General features: G+C 40.4%; 19 protein-coding genes. All 19 read left to right on the forward strand.

Annotated elements, in window-relative coordinates:
* Positions 1 to 11 precede the first annotated feature (11 nt).
* On the forward strand, positions 12 to 389 hold the full coding sequence (gene rbfA, locus C4533_02065; GenBank protein ID RJP29796.1) for a 30S ribosome-binding factor RbfA: 378 nt from the start codon (positions 12 to 14) through the stop codon (positions 387 to 389).
* Positions 331 to 1317 carry a bifunctional oligoribonuclease/PAP phosphatase NrnA gene (locus tag C4533_02070; GenBank protein RJP29797.1) on the forward strand — a complete coding sequence of 329 codons (987 nt, stop codon included), beginning with the start codon at positions 331 to 333 and terminating at the stop codon, positions 1315 to 1317. Before rbfA ends, C4533_02070 begins: the two co-directional genes overlap by 59 nt.
* The gene (locus C4533_02075) at positions 1314 to 2243 is read left to right on the forward strand and encodes a bifunctional riboflavin kinase/FAD synthetase (GenBank protein ID RJP29798.1); all 930 of its coding nucleotides are present in this window, start codon (positions 1314 to 1316) and stop codon (positions 2241 to 2243) included. The genes C4533_02070 and C4533_02075 overlap by 4 nt, the downstream gene beginning before the upstream one ends.
* A 282-nt stretch (positions 2244 to 2525) precedes the next feature.
* On the forward strand, positions 2526 to 2969 hold the full coding sequence (mraZ, locus tag C4533_02080; protein ID RJP29799.1) for a transcriptional regulator MraZ: 444 nt from the start codon (positions 2526 to 2528) through the stop codon (positions 2967 to 2969).
* Between the two features lie 167 nt (positions 2970 to 3136).
* Positions 3137 to 4036 carry a 16S rRNA (cytosine(1402)-N(4))-methyltransferase RsmH gene (rsmH, locus tag C4533_02085; GenBank protein RJP29854.1) on the forward strand — a complete coding sequence of 300 codons (900 nt, stop codon included), beginning with the start codon at positions 3137 to 3139 and terminating at the stop codon, positions 4034 to 4036.
* A gap of 1 nt (position 4037) precedes the next feature.
* Positions 4038 to 4445, forward strand: coding sequence for a hypothetical protein (locus C4533_02090; GenBank protein ID RJP29800.1), 408 nt, complete (start codon positions 4038 to 4040; stop codon positions 4443 to 4445).
* 21 nt (positions 4446 to 4466) lie between these two features.
* Complete coding sequence (locus C4533_02095) at positions 4467 to 6176, forward strand: hypothetical protein (protein ID RJP29801.1); 1710 nt, start codon at positions 4467 to 4469, stop codon at positions 6174 to 6176.
* Between the two features lie 6 nt (positions 6177 to 6182).
* On the forward strand, positions 6183 to 7643 hold the full coding sequence (locus tag C4533_02100) for a UDP-N-acetylmuramoyl-L-alanyl-D-glutamate--2,6-diaminopimelate ligase (GenBank protein ID RJP29802.1): 1461 nt from the start codon (positions 6183 to 6185) through the stop codon (positions 7641 to 7643).
* Positions 7622 to 9016 (forward strand): UDP-N-acetylmuramoyl-tripeptide--D-alanyl-D-alanine ligase, encoded by a 1395-nt coding sequence (locus C4533_02105; GenBank protein ID RJP29803.1) that lies wholly within the window; start codon positions 7622 to 7624, stop codon positions 9014 to 9016. Before C4533_02100 ends, C4533_02105 begins: the two co-directional genes overlap by 22 nt.
* Positions 9017 to 9018: 2 nt before the next feature.
* Positions 9019 to 10107, forward strand: a complete 1089-nt coding sequence (locus tag C4533_02110; GenBank protein RJP29804.1) for a phospho-N-acetylmuramoyl-pentapeptide-transferase — start codon at positions 9019 to 9021, stop codon at positions 10105 to 10107.
* A gap of 3 nt (positions 10108 to 10110) precedes the next feature.
* Positions 10111 to 11373: a UDP-N-acetylmuramoyl-L-alanine--D-glutamate ligase gene (gene murD, locus C4533_02115; protein RJP29805.1), complete on the forward strand. Its 1263-nt coding sequence runs from the start codon at positions 10111 to 10113 to the stop codon at positions 11371 to 11373.
* A gap of 12 nt (positions 11374 to 11385) precedes the next feature.
* Complete coding sequence (ftsW, locus tag C4533_02120; protein ID RJP29806.1) at positions 11386 to 12477, forward strand: putative lipid II flippase FtsW; 1092 nt, start codon at positions 11386 to 11388, stop codon at positions 12475 to 12477.
* Positions 12449 to 13579, forward strand: coding sequence for an undecaprenyldiphospho-muramoylpentapeptide beta-N-acetylglucosaminyltransferase (murG, locus tag C4533_02125; GenBank protein ID RJP29807.1), 1131 nt, complete (start codon positions 12449 to 12451; stop codon positions 13577 to 13579). Before ftsW ends, murG begins: the two co-directional genes overlap by 29 nt.
* A complete protein-coding gene (locus tag C4533_02130) occupies positions 13576 to 14361 on the forward strand; it encodes a hypothetical protein (protein RJP29808.1) in 786 nt (261 codons plus the stop codon). Before murG ends, C4533_02130 begins: the two co-directional genes overlap by 4 nt.
* Positions 14348 to 15721 (forward strand): UDP-N-acetylmuramate--L-alanine ligase, encoded by a 1374-nt coding sequence (murC, locus tag C4533_02135; GenBank protein RJP29809.1) that lies wholly within the window; start codon positions 14348 to 14350, stop codon positions 15719 to 15721. The genes C4533_02130 and murC overlap by 14 nt, the downstream gene beginning before the upstream one ends.
* The gene (murB, locus tag C4533_02140; GenBank protein RJP29810.1) at positions 15687 to 16568 is read left to right on the forward strand and encodes a UDP-N-acetylmuramate dehydrogenase; all 882 of its coding nucleotides are present in this window, start codon (positions 15687 to 15689) and stop codon (positions 16566 to 16568) included. The genes murC and murB overlap by 35 nt, the downstream gene beginning before the upstream one ends.
* On the forward strand, positions 16565 to 17533 hold the full coding sequence (locus C4533_02145) for a D-alanine--D-alanine ligase (GenBank protein ID RJP29811.1): 969 nt from the start codon (positions 16565 to 16567) through the stop codon (positions 17531 to 17533). Before murB ends, C4533_02145 begins: the two co-directional genes overlap by 4 nt.
* Entirely contained in the window at positions 17496 to 18272 is a 777-nt protein-coding gene (locus C4533_02150; protein RJP29812.1) for a hypothetical protein, read from the forward strand. The genes C4533_02145 and C4533_02150 overlap by 38 nt, the downstream gene beginning before the upstream one ends.
* The gene (gene ftsA, locus C4533_02155; GenBank protein RJP29813.1) at positions 18256 to 19518 is read left to right on the forward strand and encodes a cell division protein FtsA; all 1263 of its coding nucleotides are present in this window, start codon (positions 18256 to 18258) and stop codon (positions 19516 to 19518) included. The genes C4533_02150 and ftsA overlap by 17 nt, the downstream gene beginning before the upstream one ends.
* Positions 19519 to 19563: the final 45 nt, after the last annotated feature.

The raw sequence follows: 19563 nt of genomic DNA on the forward strand, positions 1-19563 counted from the left end.
AGGGGGGTATGATGTCCAGGCAAGACCGCGTTGAAAAAGCTATTCAAAAAGAGGTAAGCTCGATTATTCACGATGAGCTTAAAGACCCTAGATTAGGCTTCGTTACTATAACCAGGGTAGAGATAACTAAAGACCTGCGCGACACCAAGATATTTTATAGTGTTTTGGGGCAGGATAAGGAACATAAAGACACTAAGGTTGCATTAGATTCGGCATCGGGATTTATAAGGAAACTGATTGGCGAGCGTATAAATTTAAGATTCGTTCCTACCATTATGTTCAAAGAAGACAGGTCTTCGGAATATAGCGTACGCATACAGAAAGTTTTGGATGAAATATATGAAAAAGAAAATATTAAGACAAGTAGTAGAAAGCATAAGAAAAAATAAAAAGTTCATAATTACAAGCCATAGGAACCTTGAGGGCGATGCCTTAGGTTCCGAGTTGGCTTTTTTCAGGCTGCTCAGAAAAATAGGCAAGGAAGCGCTGATGGTTAACGCCGACCCTGTGCCTTATTCTTATAGCTTTCTGCCGGATATAGAGAAAATAGCAAAATATAAGAAAAGCTTAGCCGGATTGCGCTTTGATTGTTTTGTCACATTAGATTGCTCCGGCATGAACCGTTGCGGAGAGGTCAGCAATATCCGCATAAATTCTGACACGGTAGTAAATATTGACCACCATATAAGCAATGAAGCGTTCGGGGATGTCAATTGGGTCGATCCTAAAGCCTCATCTTGCAGTGAGATGGTATACGGACTTTATAAAGAAATGAGGGTGCCTTTTGATAAGAGCTCGGCATTGCAGCTGTATACAGGGATAATGACCGATACCGGTTCATTTAAGTATGTAAATACTACACCGGCTACCTTTATGGCCGCAGCTGAATTAACAAAATTCAATTTAGATATAAACGGCATTTACAGGAAAGTATATGAAGATATTCCCTTTGAAGATATAAAGTTTTTACTCTCGGTATTACCGGCTATAAAAAGAGGGGTTAACGGTAGAATCGTCTGGTTTAAAATCACCAAGAAGATAACTCCGGGGAAGTTGGCCATAGACCTAAGCGAGCATCTCTTAAACTTCGGCAGGAGCATAAAAAACGTCGATGTTGTAGTTTTATTTAAGGAAAACCTGGGAGACAATAAGGAGGTACGCGTGAATTTCAGGTCGCAAGGCAGGGTCGATGTCAACAAGATCGCTGCATTCTTTGGCGGCGGGGGGCATAAAACTGCAAGTGGCTGCACTATTGAAGGTGGCATAGATGAAGTTATACATAAAGTAATAGGCAAGATAAAATCCGAAATAAAATGAAGATTATCAGGGGACTGGGCAGATTGAAATTATATAAAAACACTGTAGTTGCTCTGGGTGTATTTGACGGGCTTCACCTCGGGCATAGAAAGATAATCGCCGAAGCAGTCAAGAAGGCACGCCATATAAACGGAACGAGCGTTGTGTTGACATTTTGGCCGGATCCTCATTACCAGGATACGCTTTCTTCGTTTGACCATAAATTAAAGCTTATAGGAAGCCTGGGAGTCGAAGTTTGTATAGTCCTTTCTTTTAACAGTAAGATCTCAAGCCTTTCGCCAAGCGAATTTATTTCCCGTATAATTATCGATAGATTAAACGCATCTTATCTTTATGTCGGCAGAAATTTTAAGTTCGGCAAGAATGCCAGCGGAGATTTTAACACTTTAATCGGTTTGGCAAAAAAAATGGGCATTAATGTTGTTGGCCTCAAGGTAATTAAAGCCGGCGGTAAAATAATAAGCAGTACATATATAAGGAGGCTTATAAGGAAAGGGTTGTTGTCTCAGGCAGAAAAGCTGCTTCTTAGGCCGGTCTCTGTCCATGGGAAAGTGATAAAAGGCAGGGCCATCGGCCGAAATATCGGTTTTCCCACTGCCAACATATCTCCCGAGCATGAAATCATTCCTCCTCCGGGGATTTATGCGGTCAGGGTATTTTACGGGGGCAAGGAGTTTGATGGAGTATGCTATATCGGTAAGAAACAGTCAATTCTGAAACGGCAATCAGCAAAAGATTTTGTGGAAGTACATATATTCGGCATTAATAAAGACCTTTACAATAAATCGCTGGAAATTGAGTTTATTAAGAAGATAAGGGAGGACAGAAAATTTAGAAATATACTCAGCTTAAGAGAGCAGATCGTAAAAGATATAAAAACTACCAAGGCCATACTATCCCGCCACAAAAAATACCACAAAATATAGCAATAATCCAACCCTTTCATACTACCCATTGTAATATAAACAGTTAAATAAAATTATGTCTTGACAAAGTGGCTAATTTTATCTATACTCGTTTCAAAGTGGAGTAAAGTGGAGTAAAGTGGATTAGAAGCAATTTGTGCCATGTCGGTGATACAAATTGCGATATCTAATTATTCGCTTTTATCTGTTTATTCGCTTGATTTTAGGTATTAATCTAAGAAGAAAGGGGGAGTTTAGCTTACGTTAAGAAAAACATTATATTACGTAGGTTAACGCTCGCTTATGTTTTACGGAGAATATATCCACACAATCGATCGCAAGGGGAGATTAATACTGCCTGCCAAATTCAGGGACGTTGCTAAGGCAAATTTTATAGAGAGATTTTTTGTAACCAGAGGTTTGGATAAATGCCTTTTTATGCTTTCAGAAGAAGAATGGAAGTCGCAGGAAGCAAAATTTAGAGCAATACCTTTTACCAAGCAGCAGGCCCGTACTTTTAACAGGCTTTATTTTTCTGGTGCTATAGAAGTTCTGGCTGATAAACAGGGAAGGATTTTGTTGCCTCAATATCTGAAGGACTACGCAGAGATAAAAAGGGACGTTATTATAGTCGGTGTCTCTAACCGTATCGAAATATGGTCCAAGGATAAATGGCAGGAATTTTACAGTAACTCAAAAACTTCTTTTGAGGAGATTGCGGAAAAATTACTGGATAATAATCCATAAAAATATTTGAGTATTCTAAAAAATCGAAAGTGGAAGAAAAAATAAATAATCTCTTTCAGGAGGGGTCAACATCTTGTTGCTGCCAGACATGCTGTGCAGATGATGCACATTCTGCAGGCAGCGGAGTTTTGGTAATGTCCGGTGTTGACAGGATAGAAGGTTGCGATATGAGCAAAAACTTTCATAACCCGGTTATGTCAAAAGAAGTGCTGGATGGCTTAAGCCTGGCACCCGGGAAAACTATTGTAGATGCTACTGTAGGAACCGCCGGGCACAGCGAACAGATAATTGAGAAAATATTACCGGCGGGGAAATTGGTGTGTATTGACAGGGATAAAGAATCCCTGGAAGTAGCCAGAAAACGGCTTTTAAGATTCTCCAATTCCACCGTTTTTATACATGGTAATTTTTCTGATTTAGAAAAAATTTTGAACCATGAGGGTATAAAAAAGATCGATGGTATTCTGTTTGACTTGGGCATATCTTCTTTTCAGCTGGATAATGCCGAGCGCGGGTTTACTTTTCAGCAGGACGGGCCTCTAGACATGCGTCTTGACAGAGACAGCTATATATCAGCTTATGATTTAGTCAATAATCTTCATGAAGATGAGATATCGCATTTATTGTGGAATTTTGGCCAAGAGCGATGGCACAGAAGGATAGCCCGCGTATTGGTTGAACAAAGGCAAAAGTCGCCGATATCAACTACGGCGCAATTAGCTGATATGGTTGATAGGGCTATACCTTACAGGTACAGGCGGGGATACAGGAAGATACATCCTGCCACCAGGACTTTTCAGGCTATAAGAATTGCTGTGAATAGAGAATTAGAGGCACTAGAAACAGCAATAAACCAGGCCATCGGCATTTTAACGAAAAAATCAAGGATCTGTGTGATTTCTTTCCATTCACTGGAAGACAGGATAGCAAAGCATTCTTTTCGTAAGGCAGCACACACAGGTTTGGTAAAAATAATTACTCCCAAGCCTGCGACTCCATTATGGTCCGAGATTGAGTCAAACCCGCGCAGCAGAAGCGCAAAATTGAGAGTCGCAGAAAGGATATAGCATGAGATTGACAAAGTTTTTGACAGTAGTAAGTTTTATTACTGTACTTTCATTAGTCTATGTTTATCAACAGACAGAAATATTCAGGCTGGCTTACCTCGGACAGAATAATCAGAATAAATTTCAAGAACTCCTTGATAAGAACACTATTCTTAGATACAATATTAACAAAGAAGTCTCTTTGATTAATATTGATTCAAAACTTTCTCGCTTTTCTGATTTTCAGATTCCTGATACTTGTAAGTTTGTAAGAGTTTCTTCTAACAGCATTGAGAATACTAGAGTACCTCAAGCGGGATCGAAGAAGAACGTTTTTGCCCAAATATTTAGCGTAAAGAGGCAGGCTGAAGCTAGGACCATAAACTCGCTGCCTGGGCGAATAGATACTGCATCGGACTTTAAATATTAAGCTTATAGATCTGGCCCAATCGTGTATACCTGGAATCATAACCGCAGGACAAAAGCGGTATTTTTATTTTTATACTCCTTCCTATCCTTTTGTTTCTTAAGGCTTTTATATATCCAATTCTTTAAGTCTAGTTTCCTCGCAGAACTGGCAAATAAACAATATAATTCCTTTGTTGAGCTTGAACCATGGCGCGGGAGGATATTTGACAGGAACCTTAAATTGCAGGCTGTTAATATCGCCGCCTATTCGCTTTATGCCAGCCCAAACATTATCAGTAATAAAGAAAAAGAAATGATAGTGGACCGGTTATCCCCGATACTCGGGTTGGAGCATAGTTATTTAAAATCTAGGATTTACCGCAACAAAGCTTTTGTATGGCTGGCTAGGAAGCTGAATGATTCTCAGGCCGGACAGATAAAGAACCTTAATCTAAAGGGATTAGGGTTTATTAAAGAGAGCAGGCGGTCTTATCCTAATGAATATTTAATGAGCCATGTGCTAGGATTTGCCGGGTTAGATAATAAGGGGCTCGAAGGCCTGGAGATGGTGTTTGATAATTACCTTAAGGGAGAGGATGGCTGGGCGGTATTATTAAGAGACGCCCGTCAAAAAAAACTCGACCTTTATCAGGAAATGTCTTTACCCAGAGATGGGTACGATATTGTCTTGACGATAGATGAGGTCATTCAGTATATTGCCGAACGCGAGCTGGATAAAGCGTTCGATAAATACCGCGCAAAATCAGCCACAATAATCGTTATGAATCCTCACACCGGAGAGATCCTGGCTTTGGCAAACCGGCCTACCTACGACCTTAACATACGCGGCAATTTAGATAAAAATGTAGTACGCAATCAGGCTATTTGTGATATGTTCGAGCCCGGTTCTGTATTTAAGATCGTTACTGCGTCGGCAGCGTTGGAAGAGAACAAAGTAAAAGAGAGCGATACTTTTTTCTGCGAAAACGGAGAATATCGGGTTGCTAATCATACTTTGCATGATCATACCCCTCACGGCGTACTTACTTTTAAGCAGGTTATCGAGCAGTCAAGCAACATAGGTACTGTTAAGGTGGCCCAGCTTTTGGGCCCTGATTTGGTTTATAAATATGAAAAGTTATTTGGTTTCGGTTCTAAACTTGGGGTGGATATGCCGGGAGAAATTTCAGGTATGGTGAAAGACCCCCGGTTTTGGTCAAAGACATCCATAGGGGCGGTGCCTATAGGCCATGAGGTGGGTGTCACTGCCTTGCAATTGGCTTCGGCAATTTCGGTAATAGCCAATGGCGGGCAATTGATGAGGCCATATGTCGTTAAAGAGATAATTGATAAACAGGGAGAAAAAATCAAAGAATTTAATCCTAAGCTGATAAATAAAGTTATCTCCACAGATACTGCCGCCAGGGTTAAGAGGATACTGCAGGGAGCCGTAGAAGAGGGCACGGGAAAGCTTGCAAAAATAAACGGTGTAAGTTGTGCCGGTAAGACGGGTACTGCGCAGAAAATAGAGCCAAACGGAACATATTCTCATAGTAAATACGTAGCCTCATTTATAGGCTTTGCTCCAGTTGATGACCCGCAGGTTGCGATTGTCGTTGTTCTTGATGAACCGAGGCCTTATTATTTCGGAGGCGTGGTCTCAGCCCCTGTTTTTAAAAATGTTGCAGCTGAAGTGCTTAAATATCTAAAATTACATCAGGCCTATAGCAATGTTAATTCGGATTCGCAGTGAGAAGCCATGAAAATTAAAGAATTACTATCCGGCATAACTGATACCGGCAATATCGAAGATAAGTATAATTTTGCCGTCAACGGAGTATCTTGCGATTCCCGCAAGATAAAGAACGGGTATGTTTTTGTAGCCGTCAGCGGTTGCAATAATGACGGAGCAAAATTTATAAATCAGGCTGTAAATAACGGCGCAAAGGCAGTTATAAAAAAATCATCTAGCAATAAAACCGTGGTAAAAGGAGGGGTTTTATTCACGGGAGTTAAGGATTGCCGTTTGGCAGCTGCGCTTGTTTCGAGGAAATTTTATAATTACCCGTCAACACATGTAAAAGTCATCGGTATTACAGGGACGAACGGGAAAACCACTATCAGTTATTTGCTTGAGCGAATACTTATGTTTTCAGGTTTCTCGCCTGCCGTAATCGGAACTGTAAATTACCGTTTCCGGGGTAAAGTCATACCTTCAGTTAACACTACTCCCGGACCGGTAGAGATACAGGCTCTGCTTTTTGAAATGATGAAAAAACGGGTCGATTATCTGGTTATGGAAGTATCTTCGCATGCCTTAGACCAAAAAAGGACATCGGGGATAGATTTTCATTCAGCGATATTTACGAATCTTACGCAGGATCATTTAGACTACCATAAGACAATGGAAAGGTATTTTAAAGCAAAATTGAAGTTGTTTATGCAGCTGCCGGAAGGCGCATATGCAGTTATAAACATTGACGATAATTACGGAAAGAGATTGAGCAAAAGAGTTAACCGCGATGTGGTAACATTCGGGTTGGAAGGCGCAGATGTATCCGCCAAAGACATCAATATTACTTCTTCCGGATCGAAGTTCATGTTACGCTATGGGAGAAAAAGCGGTAAATTCCAGACCAAATTAATCGGTATTTATAATGTGTACAATATACTTGCTGCTGCTGCCTGGGCGTTAAAAGCGGGTATAAATATTAATCAGGTCAGAAAAGCAATCTCTTCATTTACGCATGTCCCCGGCAGGCTCGAGCGCGTTAACAATGATAAAGGGTTTCATATTTTTATTGATTATGCTCATACTCCGGATGCGCTGGTTAATGTTATTAGTTCACTGAGACAGCTTGCAATGTCCAGGATAATAGTCGTGTTTGGGTGCGGAGGGCAGAGGGATAAAGGTAAAAGGCCTAAGATGGGCAGGGTAGTTACAGAATTGGCAGATTATGCTATAATCACAAACGATAACCCGCGGGATGAAGCCCCGGCTAAAATAATAAATGATATAAAATCAGGGATAGCTAAGAAAAATTATACGGTTATTCCGGACCGGCTAGAGGCGATAAAGGCTTCATTATCTATGGCCTTAAAGAATGATATTGTGCTCATAGCGGGTAAGGGGCACGAAGAGTATCAGATTATTAATGGCAAGGCGTTTCATTTCAGCGATAAAGGAGCAATACAGCAATGTTTACTGTCGATGAGATAGTGAGGGAGACTTCCGGTAAGTTGTTGTCGCGCGGAAGCAGCCGTTCATTTGAAGGTTTATCTATTAATTCCCGGGATATGAAAAACAAGGATATTTTCCTCTGTTTAAAAGGGCCTAATTTCGACGGCCATGATTTTATCTTTCAGGCTGTAGATAAAGGCGCTAAATGTGTCATAATGGAAGAAGGTAAAGTAAAACTTCATAACGGATTTAAAATTAAAACTAATAAGAAGGATATCACATTTATATCAGTTAAAGATACCGTGTCTGCTTTAGCGGGCCTAGCTAATTTCCATAGGAGAAAATTTGGTATTCCGGTGATAGCTGTTACCGGCAGCAGCGGCAAGACTACCACTAAGGATATGATTTCTTGTGTTTTATCTTCTAAGTATAAAGTATTGAGCAATGAAGGGACAAAAAACAATCATATCGGCCTGCCAATGACATTATTACAACTTAATAATAAACATGATGCGGCCGTTTTAGAGATGGGCACCAATAATTTCGGCGAAATAAGCTATCTCAGCAAGATCGCTGAACCCAATATCGGGTTGATAACAAATATAGGAGCTGCCCACTTGGAAGCTTTTGTTGATCTGGACGGGGTCTTTCGAGAGAAATATGCGTTGGTTGATAATTTAACTAAGCCTTATGTCTGCCTTCTTAATACGGACGATGGTATCTTAAGAAAAAAACTGCGCCATGCCGGCAATAATCCATTTGTCATAGGGTTTGGTATCAAAGAAAAGAGTGATTTTGTTGCTTCTTCAATCAAGGTTTGCAAGGGGAGGATCAATTTCAGTATAAATAAAAAGAACAAAATAAGTTTGCGGACAATAGGGCTGCATAATGTTTATAATGCCTTAGCTGCGGCTGCGGTTGCCAGGGTATTCGGCCTGGGGTACAGGGATATTTCAAGCAGGCTTAAGGATTTTATTTTTCCAGGCGGGAGATTAAAACTGATCAAGGCGATGAATACAAATATAATTGATGATACATACAATTCTAACCCGCTGTCTTTAAGTTCAGCATTGAAGGCCTTGGAGAGCTACAAGACTTGCGGAAGGAAAATCGTGATAATGGGTGATATGCTTGAGCTTGGGCTCAATGGTAAAGAATACCATATGCAGGCAGTTATTCACGCAATGGATATTTGTGATGTGTTGATTACGGTAGGCGAGTTATCCGGCCAGGCAGGTATACATTTTAAATCATCAAAAAATGTTCCTCAATCGATATTTTCCTGCGGCTCTGTTTCTGAAGCCAGGGATCTGTTGGTTAATAAGATTTACCCCTGTAGGAAGGACATTGTTCTTATAAAAGGCTCCAGGAGGATAGGGATGGAGAATATTTTCAACAACAAGGACTTCTAATAATGCTATATCTATTACTTTACCCTTTACATGAAGCAATATCATTTTTAAATATTTTCAGGTATATAACTTTTCGCTCTGTAATGGCTACGATAACCGCTTTTATTATCAGCCTGGTATTGGGGCCGTTTATTATTAAAAAGATCTCCGGCCTCAATATAGGGGAGAATATCCGTAAAGAAGAGAGCCAGAAATTATATGAGTTACACAATAAGAAACAAGGCACTCCCACCATGGGCGGAATATTAATATTACTGGCCATAACAAGTTCAACCCTGTTATGGGCGGACATATCTAATAAATATGTCCTCATAGCCTTATTCAGTATGATCTGGCTCGGGATCACAGGCTTTATCGATGATTATCTCAAGCATATAAGAAAAAAATCGAAAGGCCTGACAGCAGCTTCGAAAATAACCAGCCAGCTTCTGCTTGGGATTATCCTTGGGGCCATCCTTTATTTTGATCCGGATGTAAGCACAAAAATCAACATCCCTTTTCTAAAGGGCATTTCGCTAGAGTTGGGGATTTTTTATATATTCCTTGTGATCCTGGTAATAGCCGGCTCTTCGAATGCGGTCAACCTTACTGACGGTCTTGATGGCCTGGCTATTGGTATTGTGGTTATGGTGGCCATCGCTTACAGTATCTTGAGTTATGTTACCGGCAATGTCAGATTAAGCGATTATTTATTGATCGATTATATTAAAGGCAGCGGCGAACTTACTATATTTTGTGCTAGTATTATTGGCGCAGGCCTGGGTTTTCTCTGGTTTAACTGTTACCCGGCTTCGATATTTATGGGCGATGTCGGTTCACTTGCTTTGGGCGGGGCAATAGGCGTTGTAGCGCTTTTAATAAAAAAAGAACTGCTTTTGATAATCGTCGGTGGCATATTTGTACTGGAGGCATTATCTGTTATTCTGCAGGTCGGTTCTTTCCGTATCAGGAAAAAACGTTTATTCAAGATAGCTCCCATACATCATCATTTTCAATTTTTAGGCTGGAGCGAGAATAAGGTAATAGTGAGGTTTTGGATTATTGCGGCCTTATTGGCTTTATTCACTATTATTACCCTTAAGATCAGGTAATTTATGGTAAATACAATTTTTTTTAAAGATAAAATAATAACCATAGTCGGTTTTGCGCGTTCAGGCCTGGCCTGTGCGAATCTATTATGGGAGCTGGGAAGCAGAGTTTCCGTAACGGATAGCGCTGATAACGCCGTTCTCCGGAAGAATTACCAGAATCTAAAATCCAAAGAGATAAAAGTTGAACTGGGCAGGCACACGATAGATTTTATCCGTGGCAGGGATCTTATTGTTGTTTCTCCGGGAGTTGATGACAGCTCTCCGGCTCTGAAATGGGCCAAGGAATTATCTATCCCCGTAATAAGCGAGATTGAATTGGCATCAAGGCTTTGCCCGGGTACTATAATTGCGGTTACTGGCTCAAATGGTAAGACTACGGTTACTACTTTAATCGGAAAAGTCCTGCAGGCAAATTCAAAAAAAGCATTCGTATGCGGGAATATCGGTACTCCTTTTACTTTGGAGGTCAAAAAGATAAAAGAAGGAGATTTTGCCGTAGTCGAAGTCAGTTCTTTCCAGCTAGAAAAGATTGATACATTTAAACCGAAAGTAGCCGTTATCCTTAATATTACTCCTAACCACCTTGACAGATACAGCAGTATGGATGAATATATTACCGCTAAGAAGAGGATTTTTAAGAATCAGGATAAGAGCGATTACCTTGTTTTAAATGGGAAAGACGAGGTCCTAAATAAGGTTTCGGTCCAAGCGCAATCAAAAGTCATGTTTTTTTCTGAAAGTGCAGATTTTAACCCTAACCAGGAAGCAGTCATGGCTGTGGCTTCTGTGTTCGGAATAAACAGGGATGTCTGTAAATCTGTATTTAAGGAGTTCAGGGGTATTGAACACCGTATGGAATTTGTTAAGGAAATTAGCGGAGTGAAGTTTATCAACGATTCAAAAGCAACTACGGTTGATTCTGCTTTATGGGCAATAAAGAATATAAAGGAGCCGATAATACTTATTGCCGGAGGCAAAGATAAAGGCGTAGATTATAAAGTTATGTTGCCGGGGTCAAACGGTAAAGTAAAAGAAGTCATCTTGATCGGAGAGGCTAAAGAAAAGATAAGAAAAGCATTAAAGGGTTTTCTGCCTTTAGATGATGCCTTAACCCTGGATGAGGCTGTTAACAAGGCTTTTGTTAAGGCAAGGAAAGGCGATTGTGTCTTGCTGTCTCCGATGTGCGCTAGTTTTGATATGTTTTTGAATTATGAGGAACGCGGGAAGGCTTTTAAGCATGCAGTCGCCAGCCTCTCTGCAAAATAATTTTTATAAATAATGCGCCAGATAAGAATCAATGTATTTGCGATCTCAGTGCTGCTGGTATGTACAGGAATAGTCATGATTTACAGCAGTACCAGTATATATGCCTTAGATAGATATGGCGACAGCCTTTATTTTCTAAAGAGGCATATTATATTTTTGCTCTTCGGAACGGTCATTGCCGCTTTAGCTATGGCTATTGACTACAGGGTATTAAAAAAATACTCAAAGCCGATTATACTCATCGCATTATTTTTACTGGTTTTGGTTTTGATCCCGGGATTGGGCAGGGAAGTCTCAGGCGCAAGACGGTGGTTCAGGTTTAGGTTTATAAGTTTTCAGCCTTCGGAGCTGGCTAACCTTGCAATAATAATTTACGCGGCCGACTTCGCATCCAGGAAATTCGACAGCATAAAGACATCTATATTTGGTTCTATGCCGTTATTAGCAGTATTAGGTGCGACAGTTTTTTTAATTCTTCTTCAGCCTGATCTGGGTACGGTGCTGGCTATGACTGCCGTTGTGATGATTATGCTTTTTATCGCCGGCTTAAAGCCGGTTTATATAGTAAATTTTATATTACTCAGCCTTCCGGCATTATATTTATTGATATTCAGTGTACCTTACAGGAGGGCAAGGATATTTGCTTTTTTGAACCCTTGGGCTGATCCCAGGGGAAGCGGTTTCCAGATAATACAGTCACAGATAGCGCTTGGTTCTGGCGGTATCTTTGGTGCGGGGCTAGGTCATTCTAAACAGAAGCTGTTTTATCTGCCTGCTGCGCATACTGATTTTGTGTTTTCTATAATCGGGGAAGAACTCGGGTTGATTGGTACGATAATTATAATCGCGTTGTTTACGGCTTTATTAAGGTTATCATACCTGATAATCAAAAATGCCCCTGACAGGTTCGGGTATTTTCTTTCTTTAGGGTTGACATTAATGCTAGCCTTAAAGACCATTGTTAATATCGGCGTATCATGCGGAATTTTCCCTACGAAAGGCCTGCCGTTACCTTTTATTAGTTACGGTGGTTCCTCTTTAATCTTTGATATGGTAAGTATCGGCTTGATATTGAATGTCGCCAGGACAGGAGATTACCCATAACTTTATCATGAATAAGAAAATTAAAGTTATCCTTGTGGCAGGGGCATCAGGTGGCCATATTTTTCCCGCTTTAGGCTTATATGAGCATTTACTTAACCGCGCGCTGAAGATAGAGGCAAGGATGGTTTTGCCGCGCCGTTGTGTAAATTTTAAATCAGGGTACCCGGGGCTGGTAATTGAAAGAATATCGGTCACTAACATAAGCCGCAAGCCAAGTATCGTAAATATTTTGGCTGCATGGAATCTGATAAAATCATTTTTTGAAAGTTTATTTATACTTGTGTCTTTCAGGCCTGATGTAGTCGTAGGTTTTGGCACTTTGTGCAGCGTGCCTGTAGTGATGCTTTCCTGGTTTTTCCGCATAAAGACCGTCATACACGAACAGAATGTTTATCCCGGGCTTGCTAACAGGATTTTGTCAAAATTCGCAGATAAGGTTGCTGTTTCTTTCCCGGAAAGCGTAAAGTTATTCCCTTGTGCAGAGGAAAAAATAGTTGTTACAGGCAATCCCTTGGTTAACCGTTTGAAAAAAGTAAAAAGAGAAGAAGGAATCAAGTTTTTTAATTTAAGCCTTGATAAATTCACTATCCTGGTAATGGGTGGGAGTCAGGGGAGCCAGGCAATAAACAATCTGTTTGCCGATACGCTAAGCAGGATTATAAATAAAGAAAAATTGCAGGTTATTCATTTATCGGGCAGGAGGGACCGCCAATATCTTGATAGAAAGTATGAAAATTCCGGAGTGGAAGTAAAGGTTAACTGTTTCCTGGATGAGATGTATTACGCATATTCATGCGCTGACCTGGCAATTACCCGTGCCGGAGCTGCCACGTTAACAGAGTTGGTGTTTTATAAGATACCAGCAATAATCATTCCTTATCCTTACGCAGCCAAACATCAGGTTGCCAATGCCCAGGCCCTTCAAAAAAAGGGGTGCATAATTGTCATGCCCGAAGACATTATATCGGAAGCTGTGTTATCAGAAAAGATAAACACCTTATTGTCTGACAGTAACGAATTAAACAGGATAAAGGATTGTTATGATGCCGTAAAAAACGAATATAACGAAAAGACGTTTGGAGATATTGTATTGAGCATATGAGAAACAGGGTACTAATAGTATCATTATTGTTAGTATTATTCTTGTTACCGGGGGCATTAACAGCCGATGATGAATGGAAGGAGTCTAAGAGCCGGCATTTTATAATATATTACAAAGCAGCTCCTTATGATTTTATACAGCAGGTTATTTCTGAGGCGGAAGACTATTATGATGATATTGCTTATGACCTGGGTTTTACCAGGTATGAATTCTGGCTGTGGGATAACAGGGCCAAGATCTATATATACAATGATGCGAAAGATTATCAGATTAACACCGGGCAGCCTGATTGGTCTTCAGGATGCGCTTTTGTAAAGGATAAAGTAATCAAAACCTATCCTAACGCAAGGAGCTTTTTTAATTCCGTCCTCCCGCATGAGATGGGGCACATTATTTTTCGCGAATTTGTAGGTTTTAATAATCCCGCAATCCCGATCTGGCTTGAAGAAGGGGTAGCCTCTTATCAGGAAAAGGCAAGGTTAAACCAGGCAAAAAGAATAATAAAACAAGCCATAAAAGATGAGGCATTTATTGAATTAGAGCAACTATCAGGTAAATTCAATCTAGGGATGGCCGGACAGGAAGCGGTAAGTATTTTTTATGCCGAATCTTTAAGTATAGTAGATTATTTGATCAGGGAATTTGGCAAGGATAATTTCGTTCTTTTTTGCCAGGCGCTGAGGGATAAAAAGAACCTGGATAGGGCGTTGAGCTCTGCCTATAGGTTTAATAATTCAAAGGAACTATCAATATATTGGAAGAGGTATCTTGGAATTGACTAAGCATTATCATTTAATAGGTATAGGCGGTATCGGAATGAGCGGCATCGCAGCGCTGCTTTCTTGCAAAGGGCTTAAAGTCACCGGCTCTGATCTTAAAGAGAGCAAGACGGTGCATGAGCTAAGATCCCGGGGCATAAATATAAATATAGGGCATAGCGCCGATAATATCAAAGGCGCGGATGTGGTCATATATTCTTCAGCGATAAAAGAAGACAACCCTGAACTGAAGGAAGCAGTAAAAAAAGGGATGTTGATTAAGAGGCGGGCTCAGGCATTAGCAGATCTGATGTGCGACAAAACGATAGTTACGGTTACGGGCAGCCACGGTAAAACAACTACTTCGTCTTTAGCTTCGTATATGTTATTAAGGGCAGGTCTTAATCCTACCATAGCTGTCGGCGGAGTGCTTAAGAATATAGATGCCAACGCCTGCTTTGGGTCAGGGGAATTTTTTGTAGCAGAGGCCGATGAATCCGACGGTACATTTTTACACTATAATCCCGATTATTCGATAATAACTAACATTGACCGCGAACATCTCGACCATTACAAAAGTTTTTCAAATGCCGTAGATAACTTTGGAAAATTTATTGCTACACTTAAAACGAATGGATGCTTATTTTACTGGAATAATGACCAGAACCTTGTTAATTTAGCTTTAAAGTTCCCGGGCAGGAAAGTTTCTTTTGGAATCGGGCGGGGAGCCGGCATATTTGCCGATAACATAGCTATTAAAGGCCTGTCTTGTCAATTCGACTGTTATTTTGAAGATAAATTTATCACCAGGTTTTTCCTTAATCTCGGAGGTAAGCATAACATACTAAATGCTTTGCCCGTTATTGCGTTAGGCTTGATACTGGGTATTGATATTAAAATTATAAAAGATACGCTCTCTAATTATTTAGGAGCCGCAAGGCGGCTGGAGGTGAAATTCCAAAATAGTGAATTCAGGGTCATCGATGATTATGCCCATCATCCAACAGAGATAATGGCAACTTTAGAGGCCTTGAAATTCCTTGAGCCCGGCAGGATTGTAGCAGTGTTTCAGCCCCATAGGTACAGCCGCACACAATTGTTATTGAAGGAATTTTCAAATTGTTTTACTTCCGCGGATTATATAATTATTACCGATATTTATGCAGCCAGCGAGCAGCCTATCCCGGGGATAGACAGTCTGCTTCTTGCAAATAAAGTAAAGGAAAACTCCGGCAACAAAACAGTGATACACCTTAGCAAAGACCAGATAATCGGTCACCTGCTTAAAATTAAGAAGCCTAAAGATATCTTTGTTATGCTGGGTGCCGGTGATATAACCAGGATTAGTGATGAATTGGCAGAAAGATTTAAAATGCAAAGCTAAGCAGAGAGAACCGCTCAGCAAACACACAACTATAAAGATCGGCGGTAATGCCAGGTTCTTCTTTGAGCCTTGCGGCCTGGATGATTTAAAATCATTGATAAAAGCATTAAAAAGATATAAGATACCAATTCTGATATTAGGGGCAGGGAGCAATATACTTGCGCCGGATTCCGGGGTAGATGCAGCCGTCATCAAACTCAGCTCCGGGTATTTTCGTAATGCCAGCTTAGACGGCAATTGTATAAACGTAGCTGCAGGTATGCCCTTAAGCCGCATGATTAATTTTGCTTATCTTAATTCATTGTCCGGGATTGAATTTTTATCCGGCATACCCGGGACATTGGGCGGCGCCTTGGCCATGAATGCCGGCACAAAAGATAGAGATATCTCAGAAACGGTTGTTTCTGTTACTGTTTTAGATTATAATAATAAAATTAGAGTGCTTAAGAAGAAAGAGATTGCTTTCGGTTACAGAAAAAGCAGCCTTTCAAAATATATAATCCTCGGCGCAAGAATAAGGCTTAAGAAATCCAGGAAAGGCCTTATAAAAAACAATATTGCCGGATACTTAACTATACGCAGGAAAAGCCAGGATTATTCCAAGCCTTCCGCAGGGTGTATTTTTAAGAATCCCCCTGGATTATCGGCGGGTAAGTTAATCGATATGTGCGGATTAAAAGGGGTAAATATTGGGGATGCCTTTGTTTCAAGTGTGCATGCCAATTTTATCCTTAATGCAGGGGCTGCTACATTTAAAGATGTAACCGCATTGATCAATCTGGTAAAAAAAGAGGTAAACAGAAGATTTAAAGTCCGGCTTGAACCAGAAGTAAAAATACTAAAATGATAAAGGACAAAGCGAATTTTGGGCGCATCGGGGTATTGATGGGAGGGCCTTCATCCGAAAGAGAAGTGTCCCTTAAATCAGGCAAGGCTGTTTTTAACAGTCTGTTAGAGTCAGGCGTAGATGCAGTTGCGATCGATATTAGCACCGATGACCCGCAAATAAATACCAGATTAATAAATTCTTATAACATCGATTGTGCTTTTATAGCATTGCATGGTTTTTTCGGGGAAGACGGCCGGATCCAGGCGATTTTAGACAGAATGAATATACCTTTTACCGGCTCAGGGGAGCTTGCCAGCAAATTGGCTATAGATAAAGCAGCTTCCAGGGTAATCCTTAAAGTTAACGGTATTAATGTTCCTGATTGTAAAGTCCTGGGGAGGTTATCCTATAGTCCCGCTTGGAGCAGGCAGATCAGATTGTCTTTCCCGCTGGTAGTTAAGCCGGCTTCAAACGGCTCAAGTATCGGCCTAACGATAGTTGATGCTCAGGATGGCTTAAATAAAGCCATTGAGTTAGCATTCGGCTATGATGAAAAAATATTAATCGAAGATTATATTAAGGGCAGGGAGCTTACGGTAGGGGTGCTGGGAGAACAGGCTTTGCCGGTTATCGAGATAGTCCCCAAAAACAGGTATTTTGATTTTCAGGCAAAATACACCCCCGGGATGACCGAGTATATAGTACCTGCCAGGATCAATGATAACATCGCAGAGCAACTTAAATCTACAGCTTTGAAAGTACATAAACTTTTAGGATGTTCGGGATGCTCTAGGGTTGATATGATTTTAGGTTTAGATAATTCCATCTATGTATTGGAACTCAATTCTATACCTGGTTTTACCCCTACAAGCCTTCTGCCGAAAGCTGCTAGAGCTGCGGGCATAGATTTTAAGGAGCTATGCCTTAGCTTAATAAATATGGCTTATGAGAAAAAACAGGCGGAACTCACAGCGCGCGGATAACAAACGTGGCCTAGCTAAGCCCAGGCTTTTGGCTATTGGCATAATATGTATACTGGCATTTATATTAATCGGTTATATTTTTAATGCCTCGAAAAACCTGGGCTGTTTTAACGTAAAAGATATACTCATGTTTGAAGGAGACAGCTCGCAGTTTTCTTATCTTAAAGGCAGGAATATTTTTAAGATTGATTTAGATGCAGAGGCTGATTATATTTCCAGGCTTTATCCTGATTTCAAGAAAGTCAGGATCGTAAGGGTGCTGCCGGATAGGCTTTTCGTCGACCTTGTCGAGCGTCTACCTTTGGCAAGAGTAAGTTTATATAAGGAATTTTTCGTTGACGGAGACGGCGTCTTATTTAACGTCAACCCTGATAAGGCAGCCTTAGAGTTGCCGAAGATCTCAGGATTGGAGACAAAAATATTTGGCGCTAAATCCGGAAAGAAATATAATGTTGACAGCCTTCTTGGGGCAATTAAGCTGATTAAAGACATTAAAGCAAACAGGGTATTAAGGAAACATAAAATAAATGAAATCAACGTAGGCAGGTCCGATCAGATAACTATAATCATGGATGATTATCTGGAAGTGAAATTAGATAGCGATACTTCCAGGAACAAAATAGATATTTTAGCTGGTTGGCTCTCCCAGATTAAGCCGGGTAAGCAGGCAATCGAATATGTGGACTTAAGATTCAGGGACCCGGTAGTAAAATACAAAGACGATGCTAAACAGAAATAACGGCCATTATATTTGCGCGCTGGATATAGGCTCTACCAAGATTTCCGGAGCAGTTGCCGAAATCAGGTCCAAGAGCATAATTAATATAACCTGCGATACCGTTTTATCTTCAAGTTTAAAGAATGGCGTCATAGTGAATTCCATGGATTTAGTTAATGAGACCGGTTTAATACTGAAAAAATTAAAAGCTAAATCCGGGCTAAAAATCAGGGAAGTTTATGTAAATATCTCCGGTGAAGACATAATCGTAAAGAACAGCCATGCTATTATTCCGCTTGCCGAAAGAGGAAATAAGATCGTTACAAAAAGAGATATCTCAAGGGTCATTGAGCAGGCGCGTATCCTTGGTTCAAGCTTAGAAGAAGAGATAATACATCAAATCCCCACTAATTATTCCATAGATTCCATGCATAAAGTAGAGAATCCCATAGATCTCTATAGCCATAAACTTGAGGCAGAATTGTACCTTATATGCGTTAAACTAGTAAGCGTGCAGAATTTACTTAGAGTGGTAAGCCAGGCAGGCTACGAAGTCAAGGATGTGTATTTTAGCGGCCTAGCTACAGGGAAGGCGATGCTGGGTAAGGATTATATAGGAAAGAAGACGCTCGTATGTGATATCGGAGGCGACTTTACAGAGATGTCATTCTTCTACGGAGATGCAATAAGAGATATAGATATATTATACGAAGGCGGAAATAGCCTTACTTCAAGATTGTGTGATGAGCTTAAAATACCTTTTGAGCTGGCTGAAGATGTAAAAAGATCATACGGAATAATCGGAGATAACGCTGTTAATGAAGATAAAGAGATACTTATCAAGAAAGATAATATATATAAGCCCATAAAGCAGAAGTTTGTTTCAGAGATAATTACTTCACAGGTAAATATCTTATGCCAGGATATAAAGAGAGCGATTGAGAAAAAGACCGCTTTATCCGGGCTTGACTATTTATTTTTATGCGGCAGGACTGTACTTTTAGAAGGTTTCCTGGAAGCGCTGGAGCATGCTTTAGGTTGTCCGGTTAAACTCGCCAGGTTTTATGATAGGCATATCTTTGATCTGTTGAAGAAGAACCCGGATTTTTCCGGGCATAAATACATAACCTACGTTACTGCACTGGGTATGATCTCTCAGGCAATACATTCCAAGAGACATCAGGAGAAAGATCAGCTCAGTTCCTCTAAAAATCCGCTTTTTGACCTGCTTAACAGGGTATCAGAAGTATACCAGGAATACTTTTAATTGACCGCTTGTTTTAATAGTGTATAATAATTAGCTTAAGCAGCC

Source organism: Candidatus Omnitrophota bacterium (assembly GCA_003598025.1).
Lineage (GTDB): Bacteria > Omnitrophota > Gorgyraeia > Gygaellales > Profunditerraquicolaceae > Profunditerraquicola.

Excerpts from the sequence above, each read along its gene's own strand:
- rbfA (RJP29796.1), top strand. The coding sequence starts at position 12 with ATGTCCAGGCAAGACCGCGTTGAAAAAGCTATTCAAAAAGAGGTAAGC.
- C4533_02070 (RJP29797.1), top strand. The coding sequence starts at position 331 with ATGAAATATATGAAAAAGAAAATATTAAGACAAGTAGTAGAAAGCATA.
- C4533_02075 (RJP29798.1), top strand. The coding sequence starts at position 1,314 with ATGAAGATTATCAGGGGACTGGGCAGATTGAAATTATATAAAAACACT.
- mraZ (RJP29799.1), top strand. The coding sequence starts at position 2,526 with ATGTTTTACGGAGAATATATCCACACAATCGATCGCAAGGGGAGATTA.
- rsmH (RJP29854.1), top strand. The coding sequence starts at position 3,137 with ATGAGCAAAAACTTTCATAACCCGGTTATGTCAAAAGAAGTGCTGGAT.
- C4533_02090 (RJP29800.1), top strand. The coding sequence starts at position 4,038 with ATGAGATTGACAAAGTTTTTGACAGTAGTAAGTTTTATTACTGTACTT.
- C4533_02100 (RJP29802.1), top strand. The coding sequence starts at position 6,183 with ATGAAAATTAAAGAATTACTATCCGGCATAACTGATACCGGCAATATC.
- C4533_02105 (RJP29803.1), top strand. The coding sequence starts at position 7,622 with ATGTTTACTGTCGATGAGATAGTGAGGGAGACTTCCGGTAAGTTGTTG.
- C4533_02110 (RJP29804.1), top strand. The coding sequence starts at position 9,019 with ATGCTATATCTATTACTTTACCCTTTACATGAAGCAATATCATTTTTA.
- murD (RJP29805.1), top strand. The coding sequence starts at position 10,111 with ATGGTAAATACAATTTTTTTTAAAGATAAAATAATAACCATAGTCGGT.
- ftsW (RJP29806.1), top strand. The coding sequence starts at position 11,386 with ATGCGCCAGATAAGAATCAATGTATTTGCGATCTCAGTGCTGCTGGTA.
- murG (RJP29807.1), top strand. The coding sequence starts at position 12,449 with ATGTCGCCAGGACAGGAGATTACCCATAACTTTATCATGAATAAGAAA.
- C4533_02130 (RJP29808.1), top strand. The coding sequence starts at position 13,576 with ATGAGAAACAGGGTACTAATAGTATCATTATTGTTAGTATTATTCTTG.
- murB (RJP29810.1), top strand. The coding sequence starts at position 15,687 with ATGAATTGGCAGAAAGATTTAAAATGCAAAGCTAAGCAGAGAGAACCG.
- C4533_02145 (RJP29811.1), top strand. The coding sequence starts at position 16,565 with ATGATAAAGGACAAAGCGAATTTTGGGCGCATCGGGGTATTGATGGGA.
- C4533_02150 (RJP29812.1), top strand. The coding sequence starts at position 17,496 with ATGAGAAAAAACAGGCGGAACTCACAGCGCGCGGATAACAAACGTGGC.
- ftsA (RJP29813.1), top strand. The coding sequence starts at position 18,256 with ATGCTAAACAGAAATAACGGCCATTATATTTGCGCGCTGGATATAGGC.